Annotated in this window: 21 protein-coding genes; 8 read left to right on the forward strand and 13 right to left on the reverse strand. The window is 59.3% G+C overall.

Annotated elements, in window-relative coordinates; translation table 11 throughout:
• The first annotated feature begins 392 nt into the window (after positions 1 to 392).
• Positions 393 to 668 (forward strand): DUF3077 domain-containing protein, encoded by a 276-nt coding sequence (locus tag AC27VU_RS07935; RefSeq protein WP_103485286.1) that lies wholly within the window; start codon positions 393 to 395, stop codon positions 666 to 668.
• A gap of 51 nt (positions 669 to 719) precedes the next feature.
• Here AC27VU_RS07935 and AC27VU_RS07940 read toward each other — a convergent pair whose 3' ends face one another.
• From AC27VU_RS07940 to AC27VU_RS07955, 4 genes are all read right to left on the reverse strand, one after another.
• Positions 720 to 1,400: an RES family NAD+ phosphorylase gene (locus AC27VU_RS07940; RefSeq protein WP_488723824.1), complete on the reverse strand. Its 681-nt coding sequence runs from the start codon at positions 1,398 to 1,400 to the stop codon at positions 720 to 722.
• Positions 1,397 to 1,804, reverse strand: a complete 408-nt coding sequence (locus AC27VU_RS07945; RefSeq protein ID WP_003220706.1) for an MbcA/ParS/Xre antitoxin family protein — start codon at positions 1,802 to 1,804, stop codon at positions 1,397 to 1,399. Before AC27VU_RS07945 ends, AC27VU_RS07940 begins: the two co-directional genes overlap by 4 nt.
• A gap of 137 nt (positions 1,805 to 1,941) precedes the next feature.
• Positions 1,942 to 2,256, reverse strand: a complete 315-nt coding sequence (locus AC27VU_RS07950; protein ID WP_003220705.1) for a type II toxin-antitoxin system YafQ family toxin — start codon at positions 2,254 to 2,256, stop codon at positions 1,942 to 1,944.
• A complete protein-coding gene (locus AC27VU_RS07955) occupies positions 2,222 to 2,512 on the reverse strand; it encodes a type II toxin-antitoxin system RelB/DinJ family antitoxin (protein WP_003220704.1) in 291 nt (96 codons plus the stop codon). Before AC27VU_RS07955 ends, AC27VU_RS07950 begins: the two co-directional genes overlap by 35 nt.
• A 469-nt stretch (positions 2,513 to 2,981) precedes the next feature.
• On the opposite strand from AC27VU_RS07955, the gene AC27VU_RS07960 reads away from it, so the two are divergent.
• A complete protein-coding gene (locus AC27VU_RS07960) occupies positions 2,982 to 3,908 on the forward strand; it encodes a LysR family transcriptional regulator (RefSeq protein WP_045122253.1) in 927 nt (308 codons plus the stop codon).
• Here AC27VU_RS07960 and AC27VU_RS07965 read toward each other — a convergent pair.
• From AC27VU_RS07965 to AC27VU_RS07980, 4 genes are all read right to left on the reverse strand, one after another.
• Positions 3,825 to 4,142, reverse strand: coding sequence for an AzlD domain-containing protein (locus AC27VU_RS07965; RefSeq protein WP_003220702.1), 318 nt, complete (start codon positions 4,140 to 4,142; stop codon positions 3,825 to 3,827). The two genes, AC27VU_RS07960 and AC27VU_RS07965, sit on opposite strands and share 84 nt — an antisense overlap.
• Positions 4,121 to 4,837, reverse strand: coding sequence for an AzlC family ABC transporter permease (locus AC27VU_RS07970; RefSeq protein WP_003220701.1), 717 nt, complete (start codon positions 4,835 to 4,837; stop codon positions 4,121 to 4,123). The genes AC27VU_RS07965 and AC27VU_RS07970 overlap by 22 nt, the downstream gene beginning before the upstream one ends.
• The gene (locus tag AC27VU_RS07975) at positions 4,834 to 5,211 is read right to left on the reverse strand and encodes a GNAT family N-acetyltransferase (protein WP_003220700.1); all 378 of its coding nucleotides are present in this window, start codon (positions 5,209 to 5,211) and stop codon (positions 4,834 to 4,836) included. Before AC27VU_RS07975 ends, AC27VU_RS07970 begins: the two co-directional genes overlap by 4 nt.
• A 79-nt stretch (positions 5,212 to 5,290) precedes the next feature.
• Positions 5,291 to 6,037 (reverse strand): 2OG-Fe dioxygenase family protein, encoded by a 747-nt coding sequence (locus AC27VU_RS07980; RefSeq protein WP_003220699.1) that lies wholly within the window; start codon positions 6,035 to 6,037, stop codon positions 5,291 to 5,293.
• A 278-nt stretch (positions 6,038 to 6,315) separates the two neighbouring features.
• On the opposite strand from AC27VU_RS07980, the gene AC27VU_RS07985 reads away from it, so the two are divergent.
• On the forward strand, positions 6,316 to 7,647 hold the full coding sequence (locus AC27VU_RS07985) for an IS4 family transposase (RefSeq protein ID WP_488723825.1): 1,332 nt from the start codon (positions 6,316 to 6,318) through the stop codon (positions 7,645 to 7,647).
• A gap of 54 nt (positions 7,648 to 7,701) precedes the next feature.
• Here the strand turns inward: AC27VU_RS07985 and AC27VU_RS07990 are convergent, their stop codons facing one another.
• Positions 7,702 to 8,988: an OprD family porin gene (locus tag AC27VU_RS07990; protein WP_400498756.1), complete on the reverse strand. Its 1,287-nt coding sequence runs from the start codon at positions 8,986 to 8,988 to the stop codon at positions 7,702 to 7,704.
• A gap of 296 nt (positions 8,989 to 9,284) precedes the next feature.
• On the reverse strand, positions 9,285 to 9,953 hold the full coding sequence (locus AC27VU_RS07995) for a DsbA family protein (protein WP_488723826.1): 669 nt from the start codon (positions 9,951 to 9,953) through the stop codon (positions 9,285 to 9,287).
• 256 nt (positions 9,954 to 10,209) lie between these two features.
• Between AC27VU_RS07995 and AC27VU_RS08000 the strand changes: the two genes are divergently transcribed.
• Positions 10,210 to 12,303, forward strand: a complete 2,094-nt coding sequence (locus tag AC27VU_RS08000) for a TonB-dependent receptor (RefSeq protein ID WP_488723827.1) — start codon at positions 10,210 to 10,212, stop codon at positions 12,301 to 12,303.
• 189 nt (positions 12,304 to 12,492) lie between these two features.
• On the opposite strand, the gene AC27VU_RS08005 is transcribed toward AC27VU_RS08000, so the two are convergent.
• The 3 genes from AC27VU_RS08005 to AC27VU_RS08015 form a co-directional block, all read right to left on the reverse strand.
• Positions 12,493 to 12,705, reverse strand: coding sequence for a hypothetical protein (locus AC27VU_RS08005; protein ID WP_003220694.1), 213 nt, complete (start codon positions 12,703 to 12,705; stop codon positions 12,493 to 12,495).
• A gap of 244 nt (positions 12,706 to 12,949) precedes the next feature.
• The gene (gene aguA / locus AC27VU_RS08010; protein ID WP_488723828.1) at positions 12,950 to 14,056 is read right to left on the reverse strand and encodes an agmatine deiminase; all 1,107 of its coding nucleotides are present in this window, start codon (positions 14,054 to 14,056) and stop codon (positions 12,950 to 12,952) included.
• Positions 14,057 to 14,304: 248 nt separating this feature from the next.
• Positions 14,305 to 17,217, reverse strand: coding sequence for an aminotransferase (locus tag AC27VU_RS08015; protein WP_488723829.1), 2,913 nt, complete (start codon positions 17,215 to 17,217; stop codon positions 14,305 to 14,307).
• A gap of 146 nt (positions 17,218 to 17,363) precedes the next feature.
• Here AC27VU_RS08015 and rfbC point away from each other — a divergent pair, with 146 nt between their 5' ends.
• From rfbC to AC27VU_RS08035, 4 genes are read left to right on the forward strand one after another with little or no spacing between them, the layout of a single operon-like run.
• Positions 17,364 to 17,909: a dTDP-4-dehydrorhamnose 3,5-epimerase gene (gene rfbC / locus AC27VU_RS08020; protein WP_488723830.1), complete on the forward strand. Its 546-nt coding sequence runs from the start codon at positions 17,364 to 17,366 to the stop codon at positions 17,907 to 17,909.
• A gap of 42 nt (positions 17,910 to 17,951) precedes the next feature.
• Positions 17,952 to 19,760: a sensor histidine kinase gene (locus tag AC27VU_RS08025; protein ID WP_488723831.1), complete on the forward strand. Its 1,809-nt coding sequence runs from the start codon at positions 17,952 to 17,954 to the stop codon at positions 19,758 to 19,760.
• Entirely contained in the window at positions 19,757 to 21,142 is a 1,386-nt protein-coding gene (locus AC27VU_RS08030; protein ID WP_003220686.1) for a sigma-54-dependent transcriptional regulator, read from the forward strand. The genes AC27VU_RS08025 and AC27VU_RS08030 overlap by 4 nt, the downstream gene beginning before the upstream one ends.
• Positions 21,139 to 21,594, forward strand: coding sequence for a YiiD C-terminal domain-containing protein (locus tag AC27VU_RS08035; protein WP_488723832.1), 456 nt, complete (start codon positions 21,139 to 21,141; stop codon positions 21,592 to 21,594). Before AC27VU_RS08030 ends, AC27VU_RS08035 begins: the two co-directional genes overlap by 4 nt.
• The last annotated feature ends 71 nt before the right edge of the window (positions 21,595 to 21,665 follow it).

Raw genomic sequence — 21,665 nt, forward strand, 5'->3', positions numbered from 1 at the left:
CAGAGATGGCAACGGCCACCACCTGGCCACGATTGCGCGTCCGTCCTCCGCAAGCTACCGTCAAACCCGTCGCTACCAAATCAGCGACCGGGCCTGAGAACCCGCGTAAGATGCAGGCGCACCAGCGCCCCAAACCCATGATTGCCGGCGCTTTTTTGCACCCGCATTCACGTGTAATGGCGGCTGTGCGTGGGAGACCTTCGGGTCTGCCGGATTCCTGTATCTCCGGTTTCTCAGCCTGCGCATAGCTGCCACCCTTTCGCCTGAGAACGAAAATGGCAGCTCTCATTTGATACAGGGAGTTTACAAATGAATGCCATCAATCCATCCGTAATCCGCCGCGCTGCCACATCGGTCAACTCACTCCACACCTTAGATACAGGTGAAGCGAAATGACCAACTACCTCGATTTGAAAACACCAGGCTTTACACACTTTTCCTTCCAGGCCAATCGAGCGCTGTTCCGCACCAATCGTGGTGTTCCAGTGATGGCCGCCCTCTCGCACGCCTCACACTTGCTTCACATCTCCAAGCTGCTGACCGCCGACTCTACAGTTTCTCGCGATCCTGACCTTCACGCTTATGCCTCCCGGTATCTGCAGGAGTTAAGCAAGGCGCTGATCGACGACGTGGTGAAAGTGCTGGATGCGCCAACAGCAAGCCATTGACGTAAACCGCCAAAAGAAAGCCCTCGCGGTATCGCGAGGGCTTTTTGCGTTTCAAACCTGACTGATCTCAAACACAAACGAAATCCTTCTCTGACTCGCACTCCACACATAACGCAAATGCTTACCCTGCTTCGGAATCGACACGGCCGGCGGCCGGAACGCGGCAACACATTCGTGGCCCGGCAGGCGAACGCTGTTGTAGAGCATCCCCCACGATTCAGACTCACGCAGTTGTCGGGCAAACGTCTGGGACGGGCCATAGGCTTCCGGATCGGGTTGATGCAAATGTGCAAAACCATCACGAACATCATGCAGCGGCTTAACCACCCGATTAACGTAAGTACGCATGGTCAACTCAAGATCCGCTTCGTTGGTGGCCGCAAGAAAACGTTCCTGGTGATAGCAGGTTTCGGCGATGGCCGCGGCCTGGCTGCTGGCGGCGTAGTAGACGCCGAAGGTGCCATCGGTGAAGCGGCTGCTTTTGCCGATGTGGGTGAACGCCGCCATCACCGGAGTTGAGCCCGGGCCGGAGAGCCGGTCTTCGGGGCGCACGCGGGCGAGGACGCCGGCCTGCTCGATCAGGCGATCATTGGTCAGCGCTTCCAGCGCGTAGGCGATTTCCAGGTCTTCGGGGTCGAGCACGTCTTCGAACAACGCAATCGGCGGGAAGCTGCTGTTGACGATCCGGTAGGCTTTGGGCCATTGCGGATCGGCCAGCGGTGGGGCCTTCAACCGCGCACCCCGTCGAGGTAGCGGCGCACGTCGGCGATATCGACCACCCTCCCCGCCAGCATGTAATCCAGCGCGGTCCGGCCATTGAATGGCGCCGCCGTATTCGGGCTGCTGACCCACGTATAGGCGCGCTCGCGGCTATTGCTGAAGATGATGCTCAGCGCCTTGTGAATACCCATCAGGTAGGAGATCCGCTCAAGGGTGTCGTTAGGCAGACGTATGTTCGGCAGGTGTTTGTATTTGTAGAACGTGGTGTTGCCAACTCCGCCGAGTAATGTGCGTTGCTGCTCGGCGCTGCAGCCCCAGCGCTCCATGAGGTTAAAGAAGAACTTCAGCGCGACGCGACCGGCATCGGGGGCGTCGAGTTGTTCGCGTGGGGGGAAGGCCGGGGATGAGGTAGGCATAGACGCCTCCTGATTTTTTTGTGTTAGCTGAAGACTAGTACATAACTGTAATTTTTTAGAGTTTTTATACACAAACGAACAATCGTAATGATCAAACGCACAGAAGGCGGAGTTAAGCCGGCTGATGTATTTCTGCGCTACTTAAACAATTCTGAATGGCTCCCTAGATCCACAAACGTGATCAGGTCTGGGCGCGTGTTCTCGTAAATCATCAGAAAATCGCCACCGATATGACACTCGCGGAATCCAGACCAATCTCCAGTCAACGCATGATCCAGATATTCTGCCGGTAATTGCTGCCCCAAGAACAACATCGCCATCACCTTCCGGACGTCGTTCATGTCTCGCCTTCCGGCGCGGTTATAACGATCCCAAGACTTCTTGAATTCAGAAGTCTGTGCACACTGTTTAGGCCGATCAGCGCGTTTTTGTGTTTTCTCCGGTCTCGCCATCAGCAGTCCTCAGCATGTCGTCTATCGAGTCGAAACGCTGACGGATTTCTCGTGCTTCCATCATTGCGCGGGCCGTTTTCTCTGATGGAACTCGCACCTCGAAGGGAAGCCCCTGAGTGGCAACAACCTGCCGCAGAAAAAGTCGCATGGCGTCGCTAATGCTCAGCCCGCAAGCGTTCAAGACTTCAGTGGCACGCGCTTTCAAATCCTCATCAATGCGGCAGCGCACATCGGTAGTTTTCAGTAGTGCAGCCATTTCAATTACCTCATCATGATTTTGTAGCTACATCAGCGCTACCTCTGCATTGTGGTCGGAGGGATCTTCGTCGGTCAACGCGAAGTTGATAGGTGGTTCTCTACCGCCATGGCTCAGACGCCAAGCATCCATTTCAACTCCTTTGACGAGGTAGGTGGTATCAGCTGAATCGTTACTTTGCCTGAGACCTATCTGCTCATGACGCAGGCAAAAACCTCGGAAGATGTAAGCCGTTTCTCCTCGAAAAACCCGCCCTGCGCACCAAAACCACGCACATTTCTTGACCCCAATCACCCCCACGTCATCAAAAATCCCGATCCTGTGTCAGCTTCCAGCCATCGGCGGGGACATCAATTCGCTACTAAACCCGCGACAACTATGCTCAGGTGCTGGAATATAGCCAGCATATGACGCCGGATCGGCAGTCTCGTAAACAACAATACCCAGCCCACTTCAGAGGGCATTACCCATGGATAGCAGAACCTTACGCAACCTCATGCGCATCGTGCAGACCGGCTCGTTGTCGGCCGCAGCCGAGCATTCGTGCCTGACTGTGCAGGCCTTGGCCGCGCAGTTGAACAAGGTCGAAGAGCAGTTCGGTTTCCGCTTGTTTCGTCGTTCCAACAAAGGGCTGACGCTGACGCCGCAAGGCACGGAGCTGACGCCCTACATCGACAAAGTGCTGATTGCCACGCGACAGATGGAAGAAAAGGTCGAGGCGCTCAAGGTGCCTGGCCAGCGCACATTGAAGGTTGCGTTGAACAACACGTTGTCGTCTGACTTCAATCGGCGAATGATCGGACGCCTGATCGAGGTGTTTCCCGATTACCAGATGGAATTCAGCTACGCCGAGTCGATGGAGAACCTGAGCAAGCTGAAAAATGAAGACTTTGATCTCGCGGTGCTGATCGGCCCGCAGCGTCCGGGTCTGCCGAGCATCGTCCTGCCGGATGTACAGGTGCAGGTGGTCGGTGCCCATTGCGGGCAGGAAAACGATCCACTGACGTTGCTGGGCAACAAGTTTCAGGTGCGTCCTGCGGAAGATTGTCCGTATTCCCACAGCTTCCTGCGCTTTCTCGACGCTGGTCTGGGCAATCACGAGAACGGTCAGCGCATGGTTTATTCCTGTAGCGAGACCCTGACGCTGTCGTTGATCACGCAGATGGACGCGGTCGGCATGGTGTCTCGTGAGGCCGCGCAAAAGAACGGCCTGACGATTTTCCCCGGTTTCGAGGATTTCCTCGAAGTGCGTCTGGCGGTGAACAATCCGAACCTGTCGGGCCAGGCCCTGAATGACGTGGTCGATCTGCCGCTACATGAACGAGCCGAGCGCAATGTACGCAGCCGTCCCAACCGCCACACTGAGAAAGAGGTTTTTGCTGAAATACGCACATAACAGCGTCGGAATGGCTGCATAAAATTCCGGGCGGTCGAGCTGTAGGTGCTGATCCTTGATCAACAAGGGAGTCAGGCTAATCGCAGCGACGATCGCCACCGGCAGGTATTCCAGCGCCCGCGCAACGAATGGCGGCCAGTGCTCGGTGTTGACTTGCAGTGGCAACGCGCGTGGCAGGAAAGTCACGGCCATCATCAGCGCTACCACCAGGATCAGGAACGTTTGGTCAGGCATACACCTACTCCGCAGCCCACGAACGTGGCGATGAATACGTTGAATGGCGAAGTACCGACCAGGCTCAGCGCGCCCATGCAGGCGACGGCAGCCGCTGCGGCGATGAGTTTGTTGCGGGTGTTGCACAGCGACACCAGCACGTAGAGCATCATCGCGGTCAGTGCGTAGTCGAGCTGGTATTTGATCAGGTGCGACGCATATTGCGCGCAAACGGCGCCCAGCAATCCGCCCAGCACCCAGGAGGTGTGGCAGAACAGGTTGAAGCCGATCAGGTAACGGATATTGACCGGCGCGCCGGTGCCCAACTTGACGCTGTGAAACGCAAAAGACTCATCGGTCAGCCCACCCGCGTAAGCCCAGCGCTCCATGCGGCTGAGCCCCAGTGCGCGCAGGGCCTTGGCCATGTACACCGACATCAGCATGTGCCGCGCATTGATCAGGAACGTGGTCAGCACAATGGTAGTCAGCGAAGCACCACTGGAGATCAGCGCCAGCGCGGCGAATTGCGAAGCGCCGGCGTAGACGAACAAGCACATCGCCACCGGCAGCCACATCGGCAGCCCGGCGTTGACCGCCATCAGCCCGAACACGAACGACACCGTGAAATAACCGGCCACCACCGGGCTGGCTTCGGCAAACGTGCGCGATGGCTGATGGGCAGCCATCAGCGGCGCACTGCCGGACGTTTCATTCATAGATCCCTCTCAAATGTCCGCTCGCCGTGGGGTTCGCAAAAACCCTGGGCAGTCCAGAATCGCTTGCCCGCGAGGTTAGCATCGTCGACGAACAGAAACATCCGTAATACACCGACCCGTTTCATGTCAGACGACGCCGCTTCCACCAGCCGCTGGCCGACGCCCTGGCTGCGATAGCGTGGGCTGACCGCCAGGTGGTTGATGGTGCCGCGGCTGCCGAGCATGCCGCCGAGCACCGCACCGACGATTTCGCCTTCGACGTCGAAGGCCAGATAGGCCGTGGTGGTCTTCTGGATCAATACACCGCGCAGGCATTTGGCGTCCTGCCACTCACAGAACGACACCTCGTCGAACTGGCGGAAGAAACGCTCCATGCGCTGCGCGTCCTTGGCGGTGGCGCGTCGCAGCACCACCGGCGTCGAGCACTCGACGCCATCGATTGGGGTGATCTGATTAGCGAACAATGTCGAAAGCGGTCCCGGGCCGCGAGAAGGAAATCGCCAGAATCTGCCGGTAAGCCATGGCATGCGTGTGGGTGTTGCGCGCCGGAGTCACGTAGTGGCGCATGTCGCGGTCAAGGAAGTACGTGGTGTCGAGGATTTCCTTGTAGGTGGTCGACGCCAGTTGATGCTCGTGCACATCGTACAAACGGCTCTCCGCGCCCTCGACGTTGTTGCGCCCCCAGAAGTGCACACCGCTGAACGGATAGCCGTCGCAGTGAATCCCTTCCGGAGTGATTTCCAGTTGCTTGCCGGGTTTGATCTCGATGCGGATCTGATGGATCTGGCATTGCCAGATTTCATCGTGCAGCTCTTCCGGCAACACGCTTTTGTACACTTCAAAATCGGTGTCGATCAGGCTGCGCATCACCGGTGAAGTAATCACTTCATCGGAGAAGTCCTGAAAGTGCCGCACAACACCACCCACGTAGGCGTTGTTCTCTTTCGACTGCACGTACGCGCGATGCTCGAGTTGCTTCAATTCACGTGTTTTCGGGTTGTACTCAAAGTCGCTGTAACGACGGTAACGCATGCCGGCTTCGGCCTGACCGTAGTAACTGTCTGGCTCCATGTTTTCCCAACTTTTGGTCAGTCTGACGAAGTCGGCAAAATGACCGTAGAGATTGAAGTCACCACCCTGGACGTTGACATATTTGTCGCGCCGTAGCGATTCGCCCACTTCTCTGTTCAAAACGATCATTACCAAATTCTCCGCTGCGTTGAGCGGCCTAATCTATTAGGTGGAGAATTTGCGTCCATGAGAAAGAATTTCAGGCATTTAAAGCCCAGTTTGAAACGGAGTTTGCAGCAGCGTAAAAACAACTTTTACATGACAAAAACACGGGTTTTTTACAGTTTCTATAGAAAAGAGGTCGAAAAAAAAACCCGAACCAGTCGTAATGCTGTTCACTTAAGCATTTGAGTCTCAGCAGGGCTTACTTGAAAATCCGATGCCAGACCTCTGGCATCGGATTTTTTATGTCTGTTCAGCAAGACCTGCTCGACCTTGGCGATCTTTTTAACTTCTGCGATCTGAGTACCTTTACCCAACATATTCCGGTTGAGTGGGTAGCGTCTGCACTGGATCTCTCCAGTCAGGCGACCATTCGCCGACGTCGCTTGCCCGCCGATCAAGTGCTTTGGCTGGTACTCGGTATGGCGCTGTTTCGTGACGAGCCGGTCCACGAAGTGGCCAGGCGTTTGAACATTTGTGCCCAAGGGCTGGCCTCTGACCAGCTATTAGCACGAAGCGGTGTAACCGAAGCGCGTAAGCGGCTCGGTGCCGATCCTGTTGAATGGTTATTTCGCAAGACAGGTCATCAATGGGGCGCGGAGCGTTATACCGATGATGCTTGGCAGGGCCTGCAAGTGTTTGCAGTGGACGGTGCGCTTTTGCGTACTCCGGATACGCCCGAACTTCGAGATCATTTCGGGTCGGGAAACACCCGGACCGAGCGCCAGACTCCGTTCCCCATGCTGCGCTTGGTGGCGTTGATGAATGTGCGTTCGCACGTAATCCTGGATGCCCAATTGAGCCCTTACCGACGCAGTGAAATGCGCTTGGCCGACGAGTTTTTGCAGCAGGTTCCCGATCACTCGGTGACGTTATTCGATAAAGGGTTCTGGGGTGCCGAACTACTGTCGAATCTGAATAAAGCCGGTGCACATCGGCACTGGTTGATTCCAGCCAAAAAAGGCACGGTTTGTGAGGAAGTGGCTCGTTACAACCCGCACAATCGCTTGGTGCGCATGAAGTTCTCACCGCAAGCCAGAGCCCGAAATCCGGCCCTCTCAACACATTGGGAGGCCCGCGAAGTCAGCTATGAAATTCAAGGCAAACTCAAGACAGTCATGACGTCACTGCCGGCGAGCACCTACAGCACCGAAGCCGTTGCCCGGCTTTATCAGGAACGCTGGGAAATCGAGTTAGGCTTCAGAGACATCAAAAGCTCAATGCAGCAGAACGCAGTGACCTTGCGTAGCAAAAAAGTCGACTTGATCTATCAGGAAGTCTGGGGACTGTTGCTGGCTTACAACGTGGTTCGTCGGGAAGCCAGTCAAGCGGCAGTTGCATTGGGTCGCCTCCCTTCGGACATCCGCTTCAAACCAGCCTGTCAGTACATCGCGGTCCAACTGATCGTAATGGCAGCAGCCAATCCGATTTCAGCGACAGGGAGGCGGCTATCAGAGTTGAGGGCAGGTATTGGAGGATTGTTTCTGGATCACCGCCCAAGGCCTTCGAGACCTAGGACGGTGAAAATTTCAAAGACCCGGTTTCCTGTGGATCGTAAGGCTGCTCCACTTAAGTGAACAGCATTACGAACCAGTCGGGGTTTTCTCATGTTTCTTACACCGGATCGTTCATCAGAAGATGTTGATCGGGTAGTCCACGAATACACGCAGCTCGTTGCCGCTGACGTTGTACTCGCTGGATTTCTGCGACACGCGCAGGATCGAGCTGCGCAACTTCACGCTCAGGTCTTTCGCCGGACCGCTTTGCACGACGTATTTGACCTGGTTGAAGATCTCACGCTCGGTACCGCCTTCGCTGGTGGAAGTGGTGATGTTGTCGCCACGCACATAAGCGAAGTTGTAGCTCAGACCCGGTACGCCGAATGCGCCGAAGTCCAGGCCGTAACCCAGCTGCCAGCTCCGCTCGTCTTCAGCGTTGAAGTCCGACCAGTAGGAGTTGGCCAGGTAGATGGTGTTGCCACCGTCACCGACACGACCTTGCTCTTTCTGATAGCCGCCGTAGGCGTAGCCCAGGTTGCTGTCGCCGGTGGAACGCTGGTGCGCCACGGTGAACGAGTGCGGGCCGGTGGCGAACGTCGCTGCCAGGCTCCAGATCTTGTTGTCGTCACCGGTAGCACCACTCTGACGAACATAGGAGTCGTCGAGCTTGGTGCGGTAGCCGTTGAAGTCCAGGGTCAGGGACTGATCCTTGTCGATCGGGAACACGTAGTTGGCGTTCACGTACTGCTTCTTCAGCACGTCTTCAACGTCGGAAGCGTACAGCGCCGCCTTGAACTGTTCGGTGAACTGGTAGCTACCGCCCAATACGTTGATAGCCTTCAGACCACCGCTGTCACGGCCTTCAGCGCTTTTACGCGATTCGGCGGTGAAACGACCGGCGTCCAGTTGCAGGCCTTTGATCTCTTTGGAAGTGATCAAGGTACCGGTGTAGCTTTCCGGCAGCAGACGCGAATTGTCGTAATTCAGCACCGGCAGGGCCGGCATCTGGTCGCCGTAGGTCAGCGTGGTATTGGACAGACGGAATTTGACCGCTGCGCCGCCCTTGGACAGGTCGTTGGCAGGTTTGCCGCTGTCGCCACGTTTGAAGAAGTCGATGCCGCCGGCACCGCTGCGATCTTCGCTACGCTCCAGGTTCAGGGCGTACAGGCCGAAGGCGTCAACACCCACACCGATGGTGCCTTGGGTGAAACCGGACGAGAACGTACCGATGGCCGCTTGGCCCCACTCAGACTTGTCTTTGTTGCCGTCTTTGTAATCACGATTGATGTAGGCATTGCGCAGCAGCACTTTCAGGCTGCTGTCTTCAACAAAACCCTTGGACTCGGCCTGGCCGTCAGCCATGGCCTGTGTGGCACTCAACATCCCCAGTGCGATCAGACTGATTCGCTTGTTCAACATTTTGTTTTCCTTATTACGGGTTGAAACGCGCTGTGTCGAACGGCTGAAACGGCGCTAATGCACTCTTTTTTCACCCCGAAAACAAAAAGGCCCGCCCACGGAAAAACCGTGGCGGGCCTGTTTATTATTTTGAGTCATGGCGGTTGGCCACAGGCGTTGGGCCGAATCGTAGCCGCGCCCTCAATAATGTGTCAATTTCAAGAATCGTCTTTAAATAGGTAAAAATCGTCTAAGAATCGTAAATTTTGCGATAGCGCATTGCTCGGAAATGCGCTCAGCCAGTGAATCCAGCGCGATTACACGCAGCCGTCGAGACCGCATTGCGCGGGGGATTGCCCTGGCTCAACAGCGACAACCGCTTGCCCCAACCACTCGGCGAAAGCCTGCGGTTTGCCAAGCCATGGGCTGATGTCGAGCAAGGTGAATTGTCCGTCCTGCTCCAGTGCCAACGTTGGAAATCCCTGGCCGCCCAGTTGCGCCAACAGCGCGCGGCTGGCTTTTACATGCGCTGTCGTATCAACGGACTTAAACGCAGCCGCAAAGGTGTGCTCGGCGTAACCCAACTCACTGGCGAGTTCGAACAGCACAGATTCATCGGCAATGCGCCGCCCTTCCACGTAATGCGCCGTTTGCAAACGTCCAAGCAGTTGCAGACCACGGCCGTCGATGGACTCTGCCGCCATCACCGCTGCGATCGGCGGCGTCGAATCGAAAACCGCCAAGTGATCGCGCAGCAGACCTTCGAAATACGCCTCGCCAAATGGCTGCCCGGTGTATTCGGCAATGCGCCGGTCGTGGGGCATGACGTAATCGCGCAGTTGCGGCGAAACGCGCTGGCGATTCGCGCCGCTCATCATTCCACCCGCATGGGCAACGACCGGCAGCACTTGCTGCGCCGCTTGCACCAGCGGTTTGGCGCCGTAGCACCAGCCGCACAATGGGTCGTAGATGTAGTGAAGGATCATGGGAGTACTCCGGCAACCAATCAGGAAAATTCGATGCCGGCAGACTATTCCCTCGTGTGTTGGCGAAAAACGTCGGAATGCCTTTCAGACTGTTTCGGTAATCGGTCAAATTGTTCAAAGGGTCGGCATGTATCGAGATCGACACAAATTGAAACAATCCAACAGGGGAACTTCTCAGGAATAAATTACGGGAGCAAATGCAAAGCATTAACATTTGCGCGTTTGAATTTCCCTACCCTTTCGGATGCGCTTTTCCATGCCTGCCCCGTTCCGCCTCACGCCCGTCACCCTTGGATTGTCTGCCATTCTGTCCAGCGGTTTTGCTTACTCCGCCACCGAACTGCCTGCCACCGCGATCAGCGCCGAAGAACAAGCCGAAGACCCGCGCGTCAAAATCATCAGCACTGCGACCCGCACCTCCACCCCGGTGCGTTACGTGCCGCAGGCCATCGACTCGATCAAGACCGCGAACGTCGCCGACTACGGCACCAATGACATCGGCGACGCCCTGAGCGGCATTCCCAACGTCAGCAGCAGCGCCGACACCCGCTTCGACAGCCTGCGCATCCGTGGCTTCGACGCCAGCAACGACTTCTATCTGGACGGCATCCGCGACGACAGCCAGTACAAGCGCGACCTGCACAATATCGAACGGGTCGAAGTGCTCAAAGGCCCGGCGGCGGTACTTTACGGCCGTGGCAGCCAGGGCGGGATCGTCAACCGCGTGAGCAAGCTGCCCGAGTTCGGCCGTCGCTCGACCATCGAAGCGCAGGGCGGCAGCGAAGACCTGCGCAGCCTGTACGCCGACCTCAGCACCGACCCCAGCGAAAACCTCAGCCTGCGCCTGAACATGGGCAACATGGATGAAAACAGCTTCCGCGACGGCGTAAGCGGCAACCGCCAGCTGTTCGCCCCGTCGATGAGCTGGCAGTTGACCCCGGACCTCAACTGGCTGGTGCAATACGAATACAGCCGCTACAACCGCACCCCGGATCGCGGCATTCCGGGGGTAAATGGCCGCCCGGCAGACGTTGGTCGCGACACCACCTACGGCAATGATCACGACTTCATCGATGACAAGGCGCAGTCTCTGCGCTCCAAACTCACCTACGAGATCAACGACAACTGGCAACTGCGCCAGACCTTGGGCGTGTTCAAGCTCGACAGTGATTTCGACAACACCTACCTCACCAACTTCGACCCGAAAACCAACAAGGTCGCGCGCCAGCACTGGCAGCAGGATCTGACCACCCGCAACGTCTACAACAACCTCGAACTGGAAGGCGGTTTCGATACCTTTGGCCTTGAGCATCGCCTGCTCACGGGTATCGAGATCGGCAGCCAGCGCCGCGACCCGACGCTGTACAACGCCGCCACCGGCAGAACGCAAGGCGCACAACCCGTGCCATCGCTCGACCTGTACAACCCGAACCGCAATCTGCGCCACACCGGCAGCATGCAGGTCTCAAGCAGCAGCCATACCGAAGTCGAAAGCCGCGCGCTGTACGTGCAGGATCAGTTGCGTCTGAACGATCAATGGCAACTGCTGGCCGGCTTGCGCTACGACACCTTCGATATCGAGTCGACCAACAAGCTCAAGAACATCACTGAAGATCGCGACAGCCACAGCACTAGCCCGCGCGTCGGGATTGTCTGGACGCCGCTGCAGAATCATTCGTTCTACGCCTCGTGGTCGAAGACCTTCTCGCCGGTCGGCGGCGGCCTGATCGGCATCACCCCGGGCGCAGCCGGCAATAGCAACGACTTGAGTCCGGAGCTGACCAAACAGAAAGAAATCGGGGTGAAAAGCGACTGGCTGGATGATCGCCTGAGCACCACGCTGGCGGTCTACGACCTGGAACTCTACAACCGCCGCACCAGCGATCCGAACGATCCGACCCTGACCGTCATGACCGGCCTTCAGCGCTCACGCGGTATCGAGCTGACCGCCACCGGCAAACTGGTCGGCAACTGGTACATGCGCGGCGGCGTCGGCGTGCAGGACACCACCATCGAGAAGGACAACAACGGCCTGGAAGGCAAGCGCGTCAACAACGTGGCCAAACACAACGGCAGCCTGTTCCTGACCTGGAAACCGGAAATGGGCTGGTACGGCGAAACCGGCCTGACCCTGGTCGGCCAGCGTTATGCCGACAACGCCAACACCACCGTGCTGCCGGGGTATGGCCGCTGGGATGCACTGGTCGGTTACCGCTTCAAGGACTGGGATTTGCGTGCGGCACTGAACAACATCACTGACCGCGAGTATTACGCCTCGGCCACCAGCCAATATCAGATCCAGCCTGGCGCACCGCGCAGCGTGGTGATGACCGGTACTTACAGCTTCTGATTTCACACAAATCCTGTGGGAGGGGGCTTGCTCCCGAAGGCGTCGGGCCAGGCAACATCATCGTCACTGACTTACCGCATTCGGGAGCAAGCCCCCTCCCACAGGTCCAATGTTCGCAGTGGGTTTTGTGTCGTGCATAAAAAAGCGCCGCCATCCCGGCAGCGCTTTTACCAATCCTTGTTGTTTTTCTTATCCTTGCATCACAGCCCATAACGCTTCCAGTTCGGCCTCGCTGAACAGGCCAGCGGGATAGCGCTCGATCATCATCCGGCGCGGATCAGGTTCCCTGATCTGACGCGTTCCATTGGATTTCAAAAAGTGCGCGACAATCTGGAGCGATTCGCCGTTTACGACCATGGGATGCAAATTCCGCTCGCTGACTACGTTCACTTCGGCGTTCATTTCAGCGCTCTCTCCCCGTTCGTGAGCGGCCAAGTTATCCAAGGTTTATGACAGAACTATTGAAGTCCCCCCTCTCCCTAGTGCGCTTTGTCCGATACAAGAGCTATGCCAAGGTTTCCGATTTGTCGACAAGCGGATACAAAGAAGCCCGCGGTCCTGTAAGGCCGCGGGCTTCTTTGCATGCACAGCGAGCTAATTGTTGCCTGGCTGATTTATGAATCAACTCAAGCTGTTACGTCTCAACTCACTCTTTGTGCGGCGCTGGCTGCTGTTGGGTAAGGCAGTGAATATTGCCACCGCCCAGTAACAGTTCACGACCCGGCACCATCACCACTTCGTGCTGCGGGAACAGCTTCTGCAGAATTTCTCGTGCAGGGGCATCCATCGGATCGTCGAAGCTCGGCGCGATGATGCCGCCGTTGACAATCAGGAAGTTCACGTAGGAACCGGCCAGACGCACAGAAGGATTGCGCTCCTGGCTACCGTCGACCGGATCGACGCCCGCGCACTCTTCTTCGGTGGCATACAGCGGCCCCGGGATCGGCATCTTGTGCACCGTGAACGGGCGGCCCTTGGCGTCGGTGCTGCTTTGCAGCACGTTCATCGCGGCCTGGCAGCGCGGGTAGTTCGGATCCTGCGGATCGTCGGTCCACGCCAGCAGCACTTCGCCTGGACGCACGTAGCAGCAGAAGTTATCCACATGACCGTCGGTTTCGTCGTTGAACAGGCCATCGGGCAGCCAGATGATCTTATCCACAGACAGATTGTCGCGAAGCACCGCTTCGATCTCTTCGCGGCTCAGGTGCGGGTTGCGATTGTGGTTGAGCAGGCACTCTTCGGTGGTGATCAGCGTGCCTTCGCCGTCGACGTGTATCGAGCCGCCTTCCAGCACAAAACCTTCGGTGCGATAACGCGGGCTGCGCTCGATTTCGAGGATCTTGCCGCCGACCTGTGAATCACGGTTCCACGGCGAGTACAGACCGCCTTCAAAGCCGCCCCAGGCGTTGAAGTCCCAGTTCACACCGCGCACTTCACCGCTGTTATTGATGACGAAAGTCGGGCCGCTGTCGCGCACCCAGGCGTCATCGCTGGACATCTCGACCACACGGATATTCGGCACGTCGAGGCGCGCACGGGCGTTTTCGTACTGGCCAGCGGAAACCGCGACGGTCACTGGTTCAAACCGGGCGATGGCCTTGGCCACGGCGGCATGCGCAGCTTGTGCCGGCTTGCCACCCAGGCGCCAGTTGTCCGGGCGCTCGGGCCAGATCATCCAGGTCTGGGTCTGCGGCGCCCACTCGGCCGGCATGTAGAAGCCATCGTCACGCGGGGTACTTTTCAAAGTGGTCATCGGATCAGGACTCCTGGGAACCGTCGAAGGGTTGCAAAGCAATGGCGACTTTATAACCGATAAATATCGTATTTAAAATGCTTTAAAATGACGCTCGTCTAAAAAAAACAGTTAAATACCGATACAAATCGAATTAGCACTGAACCCATGTGGGAGCGGGCTTGCTCGCGAAGGCGGCACATCCGTCGATATCACCTTTGAATGAAAAACCGCATTCGCGAGCAAGCCCGCTCCCACAAAAGCAGCGTTTACAGACCTTCTTCGAGCACCCGATCCAGCATGTCGACAAAGAAGTCTACGCTGCGCCGCGAGGTGACCATCGGCGGTTTGATCTTGAGAATATTCAGGTCATCCCCGGTCGGTTGCATGAAGATCCCCAGCTCGCGCAGGCGATCGCACAACAACGTGGTCTCCTCGGTGGCCGGCTCCAGCGTCTCGCGGTTGCGGATCAGTTCCACCCCCAGATAGAAGCCGGAGCCATGTACCGCACCCACCAGCGGATGTTTATCGATCAGCGCTTCCAGCCGCGCCTTGAAGTGACCGCCGACGATCTGCGCGTTTTCCCAGAGCTTTTCTTCTTCCATCACATCCAGGACTGCCATGCCGATCTGACAGCTCACCGGGCTGCCACCTGCCGACGAGAAGAAATAGCCTTCGGCCTCCAGCGCCTCGGCGATTTCCCGACGCGTAATCACCGCGCCGAGCGGCTGACCGTTGCCCATGCCCTTGGCCATGGTGATGATGTCCGGCACCACGCCCTGCTCTTCGAAGCCCCAGAAGAAGTGGCCCATGCGCCCGTAACCGACCTGCACTTCGTCGGCGATGCACACCCCGCCTTGGGCCCGTACCAGCGCATAGACCTGTTTCAGATAACCGGGCGGCAGGGAAATCCCGCCGGCATTGCCGTACACCGGTTCGCAGATGAACCCGGCCAGTTGGCGCTTCTGCGCGGCGATATGCGCCAGTTGCGCTTCGACGCTGCGCACATAGTCCGGCGCAGAATCGAGACCACGGAATTGGCCACGATAAATATTCGGCGCGGTCACCGGGTGCACCCAGTCCGGACGGCTTTCCAGCGCACGCGGGTTGTCGGCGATGGATGTCGATACCGCATCGGCGCCGACCGTCCAGCCGTGATAGGCCTCGAGCACGCTGAGCATGTCGCGCCCGCCGCTGTAGGCCCACGCCAGACGGATCGCCAGGTCGTTGGCCTCGCTGCCGCTGTTGACCAGAAACACCCGGTCCATGCCGTCCGGCGCCAGTTTCAGCAAGCGTTCGGAAAACTCCGCCACGGCGGCATAGTTGAAGCGCGAGTTGGTGTTGAGCAGCGACCACTGTCGCGCCGCCACCTGAGCCATGCGCGGATGACCATGACCGAGCACCGCTACGTTGTTGAGCATGTCGAGGTAGGAGCGGCCCTGCATGTCGATCAGGTGATTGCGCCAGCCGCGCTCGATACGCGGCGGGTCGACGTAATAATGTTTTTGCGTGCGGGCGAAACTCGCGTCGCGCCGTTCGAGCAAGGTTTTGCCGTCCAGCTCCGGTTCGGCATCGCAAGCCAGGCCGAGCAGAGTGGCTGGCGAAGGACACAAGGCCTGCCACGCGGCAGCGCGCGAAGGGCTGCAGAACCATGGTGCATCCAGCGATGCCACACGACTCAACTGCACAAGCAACGGACCGCTGACCGCCCCGAGCACCTGTCCTTTGACCAGCGCCGCGCCGCTGTGCAGCGAAGCGTTCACACCGCGCAAACGCACGCTGAGCTGCGGCCCGTCGAGCTGCAGCACACCGTCCGCCGCGCGGTGCAGCACACCGGCAAACGGCGCTTCCACGGTCGTGCCCTGTGGCACGCGCAGTTCAACGTGCAGCGGGAAGGTCTCCGGCTCTACCGCGCTGTCCACTCGCGTCTGCGACAAACGGTATTGCCCATAACGACTCGCCGCCAGGCCATGCGCGGCAGCGGCTTCAGTCAGCAGCCGTTGATCGATCCCCTCCTGCTCCCAGTTGCCCGCTTCGAAATGCGGACTGAGGACGCCAAGATCTATCAACGCAAACTCGCGCCCGACCAGCTCTGGCAACAGCGGAGCGAAGCCTTCACTGTCAATGGCCGGCAGCGGCTGGCCGACCGCCGTGAGGATCGCCGCTTCCATCAGCGCCAGCGGCACAGACGTGGCCACGTGGAAAATTTCCCATTCGTGGCCAAGGTTATCGCGGCTGTAGGTGTTGCCCGGATCGATGCTGACCTGCTGCTCGCCACTGAGTACCAGCACCGCTGCGCGCGCCACGATCAATGGCCACAACGCCAACAGCTCTTCATGTTGCAACGGATTGACTGCGTGATAGGCCTGCACTGCCGGCAGAATCACCAACGGATCTCCGCCGGCATGGTGCAGCAGCGCCGCGCAGGTCACCGACAGATCGGTAATGCGCCAGGTGCGCACCAGATCACCGAAGTCGATCACGCCCTGCAATTGCCAATGACGCCGGGCATCTCGTTGCCAGACCACGTTGTCGTCGGTGATGTCCATGTGGATCGCCTGCACCGGCAGCTTGTCCAGCAGCGGCTGCAAGCGACGTTCGGCCTGTTCGGCAGCGTCAGCAATCAGTGCGCGCTGGCCTTCATCCTTGATCACCGGCAGCAGATGCTTGATCAGCGCACTGGCGTGACGCGCATCCCACTGCAGCGTGCGCTGAAGGCCTGGGTGATCGAAGCCGGCCAGGGCCAGATCCATCTCGCCACACAGTTGACCGAAACCGGCCACCACGTCGTGGCCCAAGTGATCAAGATGAGTCAGCGACTGACCCTCGATGTAGTCCAGCAAACGCACGTGCACTGGCTCGCCGTCGGCCTCCAGCGATAACAGATCCGCGCCGTTACTGGCCGGGATCACTCTGGGCACGTGCACCGAAGAGTGCTCGGCAAGGTACTTGAGGCCAGAATGCTGAGCCTGCAACTCCACAAGTGCATAGTCGCCGCGGCAGATTTTCAGGACAAACCGCCCACGCTCAGTGTCGACCCGATAATTCAGATCCTGCTGACTGCCCAGTGCCTGTAACGTGCCACTGAGGCCGTAATGCTCCGCCAACCACTGCCGGGCCTGCGCTTCAGAAACCTGCGGGCTGGGCAAACTGGCGCGATGAATCAACGTGGCGAGCGGCATGGAACGACCCCTGAAATTTTATTAGGCGCCTATATCGCCATTGCTACCGTGGATGCGCAACCCCCGATCCGTGTTATTCAAGCGCTCGCATCCGCGGGCACTTTGCGCAAGAATGTCGGCCATTCACCTCTATCTGGAAAAACCTCATGAATGTAATCACCACCGATCTGCCGGGTGTTCTGATCATCGAACCCAAGGTATTTGGTGACGAGCGCGGCTTCTTCTACGAGAGTTTCAACGCCAAGGCATTCCAGGATGCAACGGGGCTGGAGACCCAATTCGTTCAGGACAACCATTCGCGCTCGCAGAAAGGTGTGCTGCGCGGCCTGCATTACCAACTGCAAAATACCCAAGGCAAACTGGTCCGGGTAACGGCCGGTGAAGTGCTGGATGTGGCCGTGGACATCCGTCGCAGCTCGCCGCACTTCGGCAAATGGGTTGCCGTACGCCTGTCGGCTGAAAACCACCGTCAACTGTGGGTTCCGGAAGGTTTCGCCCATGGTTTCGTGGTGCTGAGCGAGTTCGCCGAGTTCCTCTACAAGACCACCAACTACTACGATCCATCGTCCGAGCGCAGCATTCGCTGGGACGACCCCGCTCTGGGCATCGACTGGCAGCTTGATGAAGCACCGAAGCTGTCGGCCAAGGATCAGTCCGGCGCGCTGCTCAAGGACGCTGACGTCTTCGCCTGAGCCTAGGCATAATGCGCCTGTCACCACAGGCGCATCCGGCTCATGAAACCTACCCTTCCCCGCAGACCTCGCTGGCGCAGCCTCGCCCTGCTGGCGCTGTGTCTGGCGCCGCTTCTATGGCCTCTGGAACATCTGGCCGAGCGCTATTACCGCAGTGAACTGGCCGGGCAAAACCGCCAGACCCTCGACCTCTACGTTGCCAACCTGCTCGGTACCCTGCACCGCTATGAAGTGCTGCCGCAGATCCTCGGCGACCTGCCGGCCCTGCGCGCCGTACTCGGCGCACCGGACGACGGCGTCACCCAGGGCAATGCCAACCGCCTGCTGAAAAACATCGCGGCGCAGACCGGCGCCGAAGTCATGTACCTGATGGACACCAGCGGCCAGACCCTGGCAGCGTCGAACTGGGACAAGCACGACAGTTTCGTCGGACGCAATTTCTCTTTCCGCCCGTACTTCAGTGAAGCCATGGCCGGACGCCTCGGACGTTTCTTCGGCCTCGGTACCACCTCGGCCAAGCGCGGTTATTTCTTCGCGGCGGCAGTGCGCAACGGAGAGAAAATAATCGGGGTGCTAGTGATCAAGGTTGACCTCGACCACACCGAAAGCCTGTGGGGCAAAACCCCGGAACAACTGCTGGTGACCGACCATAACGGCGTGGTGATTCTCACCTCGCGCCCGGAATGGCGCTTCCGCTCGACCCGCCCCCTGAGCGAGCCCGAGCGCTTGGCGATCACCGCCATCCAGCCCTATCCGACGCGTGAGCCGCGCCCGCTGAACCTCAGCCCCAATGCCTGGCTGACGCAAACCGTGAACATCGCCGAAACCGGCTGGAGCGTCAGCATCCTCGCCCCGCGTACGCTGATCGACCGTCCGGTACGCACCGTGGTGGCGATCGGTGGCGCCACACTGTTGGTGGTGATGCTGTTGCTGGGGCTGATGATGCAACGCCGTCGGCATTACCTGGAGCGCATCGCTTTCGAAGCCAAGGCCCGTCGTGAACTGGAAGGCCGGGTGGCTGAACGGACCAGCGATCTCGAAGGCCTCAACCGCCGCCTCAAGCAGGAAGTGCTGGAGCGCGAACAGGCCCAGCAGGAACTGGTGCGCGCCCAGGACGATCTGGTCCAGGCCGGAAAACTATCGGCGCTCGGAACCATGTCGGCGAGCATCAGCCATGAACTCAATCAGCCGCTGGCGGCGATTCGCAGCTACGCCGAAAACGCCGAAGTGTTGCTCGATCATCAGCGCACCGACGACGCCCGCGGCAACCTCAAACTGATCAGCGAACTCACCGGGCGCATGGCCTCGATCATCGCCCACCTGCGGGCCTTCGCCCGCCGCGATCGCCATGCCCCGGAAAGCGTGGCCCTGCAACCGGCGCTGGACGATGCGCTGGCGTTGCTGGCCAAACGGCGCCGCAGCATGGAAGTCGAGCTGATCCGCGACCTGCCGGCCGCCACCCTGTGGGTCGAGGCCGGGGAAACCCGGCTGCGTCAGGTGCTCGGCAACTTGTTGGCCAACGCGCTCGATGCGCTGACCGAAAAAGGCCCGCCGCGCAAACTGTGGCTGAGTGCCGAATCCACCGCCGAGGGCGTCAACCTGTACATTCGCGACAACGGCCCGGGGTTCTGCATGGAAGCCCTCGGTCGCGCCAGCGAGCCCTTCTACACCACCAAGACCCGCACCCAGGGCCTTGGCCTGGGGCTGGCCATCTGTGAAACCCTGATGCGCGCCTTCGGTGGCGAACTATCGTTCGCCAACCACAAGCAAGGTGGCGCCTTGATCACCCTGCGGCTGCGCGCCGGCGCGCCCGGGGTCAGCCTGCAACCGTCCGAGGATCGAAGTGCATGACCATCGACAATCGCATTCAGGTGGTGTTGATCGACGACGATCCGCACCTGCGTCAGGCCCTCGGCCAGACCCTGGACCTGGCCGGGCTGAAAATCCTCCCGCTGTCCGAAGCCAAAGGTCTGGCCGGGCAACTGGAGCGTGACTGGCCCGGTGTGGTGGTCAGCGACATCCGCATGCCGGGCATGGACGGCCTGGAGCTGTTGAGCGAATTGCATGCTCAGGACCCGGAGCTGCCGGTGCTGCTGATCACCGGCCACGGCGATGTGCCGCTGGCGGTGCAGGCGATGCGTGCCGGCGCCTATGACTTTCTGGAGAAACCGTTCGCCAGCGATGCGCTGCTCGACAGCGTGCGCCGTGCCCTGGCCCTGCGCCGGCTGGTGCTGGACAACCGCAGCCTGCGCCTGGCCCTGAGCGATCGCAACGAACTGAGCGCGCGACTGGTCGGCCACTCGGCGCCGATGCTGCGCCTGCGCGAGCAGATCGGCGCGCTGGCGGCGACCAAGGCTGACGTGCTGATTCTCGGTGAAACCGGCGCCGGTAAAGAAGTCGTGGCCCGTGCGCTGCACGACTTGTCGAGCCGGCGCAATGGCCCATTCGTGGCGATCAACGCCGGGGCACTGGCCGAATCGGTGGTCGAAAGCGAACTGTTCGGGCATGAGCCGGGCGCGTTCACCGGCGCGCAGAAACGCCGCATCGGCAAGTTCGAATTCGCCAACGGCGGCACGCTGTTCCTCGATGAAATCGAAAGCATGAGCATGGACGTGCAGGTGAAATTGCTGCGCATGCTGCAAGAGCGCGTGGTCGAACGTCTGGGTGGCAATCAGTTGATCCCGTTGGACATCCGGGTCATCGCCGCGACCAAGGAAGACCTGCGTCAGGCCGCCGATCAAGGGCGTTTTCGCGCCGACTTGTACTACCGACTGAACGTCGCCCCCCTACGCATTCCGCCGCTGCGCGAACGCGGCGAGGACGCGCTGGTGCTGTTCCAGCATTACGCCGATGAAGCCAGCGCCCGCCACGGTTTGCCGCCTCATGAACTGCAACCGGCGCAACGCGCCTTGCTGCTGCGCCACACCTGGCCGGGCAACGTGCGCGAACTGCAGAACGCTGCCGAGCGTTTCGCCCTCGGTCTGGAACTGGCGCTGGATAACAGTGGAAGCGAAGGCGGCGGCAGCACGGTGGAAGTCATCAGTGGCGGGCTCAGCGAGCAAGTGGAAAACTTCGAGAAGTCGTTGATTGCCGCCGAGCTGGCGCGCTCGCACAGTTCGGTACGCAGCCTCGCCGAAGCCCTGGGCATTCCGCGCAAAACCCTGCACGACAAACTGCGCAAGCACGGCTTGAATTTTGCCGACAGCAGCGCCCATGGAGACGAAGCCGAATGAGTCGCGACAGTCGCTATCTGGAATCGTTGCTGCATCACGACATTCCCCTGACCCGGGAAATGGGCCTCAAGGTTCTCGCCTGGCACGAGCAGCAGTTAAGCCTGCACTTGCCGCTGGAGCCGAACGTCAATCACAAGAGCACCATGTTCGGCGGCAGTCTCTACTGCGGCGCGGTGCTGGCGGGTTGGGGCTGGCTGCATCTGCGCCTGAAGGAAGAAGGCATCGAAGACGGGCACATCGTGATTCAGGAAGGGCAGATCAGCTATCCGCAGCCCGTGACCGGTGATGCCACGGCTATATGTCCGCCACCGGAAGCGGCGGTCTGGAAGAAATTTCTGGCGATGTATCAGCGCTACGGGCGCGCACGGTTGACGCTCAATACACGGATCGTCAATGCCGGCAGCGACGAGGATGCGGTGACGTTCAGCGGGCAATACGTTCTGCACCGCTGAACGTCAACAGCCCCTCACCCTAACCCTCTCCCGGAGGGAGAAGGGACTGACCGAGGCGTCTTGCGTCAGGC

The sequence above is a fragment of the Pseudomonas sp. 14P5.3.2 genome (assembly GCF_057799175.1).

What these genes read in the sequence shown, in the direction of transcription:
- AC27VU_RS07935 (WP_103485286.1), top strand. Translation starts at nt 393, where the DNA reads ATGACCAACTACCTCGATTTGAAAACACCAGGCTTTACACACTTTTCC.
- AC27VU_RS07945 (WP_003220706.1), bottom strand. Translation starts at nt 1,804, where the DNA reads ATGCCTACCTCATCCCCGGCCTTCCCCCCACGCGAACAACTCGACGCC.
- AC27VU_RS07950 (WP_003220705.1), bottom strand. Translation starts at nt 2,256, where the DNA reads ATGGCGAGACCGGAGAAAACACAAAAACGCGCTGATCGGCCTAAACAG.
- AC27VU_RS07955 (WP_003220704.1), bottom strand. Translation starts at nt 2,512, where the DNA reads ATGGCTGCACTACTGAAAACTACCGATGTGCGCTGCCGCATTGATGAG.
- AC27VU_RS07960 (WP_045122253.1), top strand. Translation starts at nt 2,982, where the DNA reads ATGGATAGCAGAACCTTACGCAACCTCATGCGCATCGTGCAGACCGGC.
- AC27VU_RS07965 (WP_003220702.1), bottom strand. Translation starts at nt 4,142, where the DNA reads ATGCCTGACCAAACGTTCCTGATCCTGGTGGTAGCGCTGATGATGGCC.
- AC27VU_RS07970 (WP_003220701.1), bottom strand. Translation starts at nt 4,837, where the DNA reads ATGAATGAAACGTCCGGCAGTGCGCCGCTGATGGCTGCCCATCAGCCA.
- AC27VU_RS07975 (WP_003220700.1), bottom strand. Translation starts at nt 5,211, where the DNA reads ATGGAGCGTTTCTTCCGCCAGTTCGACGAGGTGTCGTTCTGTGAGTGG.
- AC27VU_RS07980 (WP_003220699.1), bottom strand. Translation starts at nt 6,037, where the DNA reads ATGATCGTTTTGAACAGAGAAGTGGGCGAATCGCTACGGCGCGACAAA.
- AC27VU_RS07985 (WP_488723825.1), top strand. Translation starts at nt 6,316, where the DNA reads ATGTCTGTTCAGCAAGACCTGCTCGACCTTGGCGATCTTTTTAACTTC.
- AC27VU_RS07990 (WP_400498756.1), bottom strand. Translation starts at nt 8,988, where the DNA reads ATGTTGAACAAGCGAATCAGTCTGATCGCACTGGGGATGTTGAGTGCC.
- AC27VU_RS07995 (WP_488723826.1), bottom strand. Translation starts at nt 9,953, where the DNA reads ATGATCCTTCACTACATCTACGACCCATTGTGCGGCTGGTGCTACGGC.
- AC27VU_RS08000 (WP_488723827.1), top strand. Translation starts at nt 10,210, where the DNA reads ATGCCTGCCCCGTTCCGCCTCACGCCCGTCACCCTTGGATTGTCTGCC.
- AC27VU_RS08005 (WP_003220694.1), bottom strand. Translation starts at nt 12,705, where the DNA reads ATGAACGCCGAAGTGAACGTAGTCAGCGAGCGGAATTTGCATCCCATG.
- aguA (WP_488723828.1), bottom strand. Translation starts at nt 14,056, where the DNA reads ATGACCACTTTGAAAAGTACCCCGCGTGACGATGGCTTCTACATGCCG.
- AC27VU_RS08015 (WP_488723829.1), bottom strand. Translation starts at nt 17,217, where the DNA reads ATGCCGCTCGCCACGTTGATTCATCGCGCCAGTTTGCCCAGCCCGCAG.
- rfbC (WP_488723830.1), top strand. Translation starts at nt 17,364, where the DNA reads ATGAATGTAATCACCACCGATCTGCCGGGTGTTCTGATCATCGAACCC.
- AC27VU_RS08025 (WP_488723831.1), top strand. Translation starts at nt 17,952, where the DNA reads ATGAAACCTACCCTTCCCCGCAGACCTCGCTGGCGCAGCCTCGCCCTG.
- AC27VU_RS08030 (WP_003220686.1), top strand. Translation starts at nt 19,757, where the DNA reads ATGACCATCGACAATCGCATTCAGGTGGTGTTGATCGACGACGATCCG.
- AC27VU_RS08035 (WP_488723832.1), top strand. Translation starts at nt 21,139, where the DNA reads ATGAGTCGCGACAGTCGCTATCTGGAATCGTTGCTGCATCACGACATT.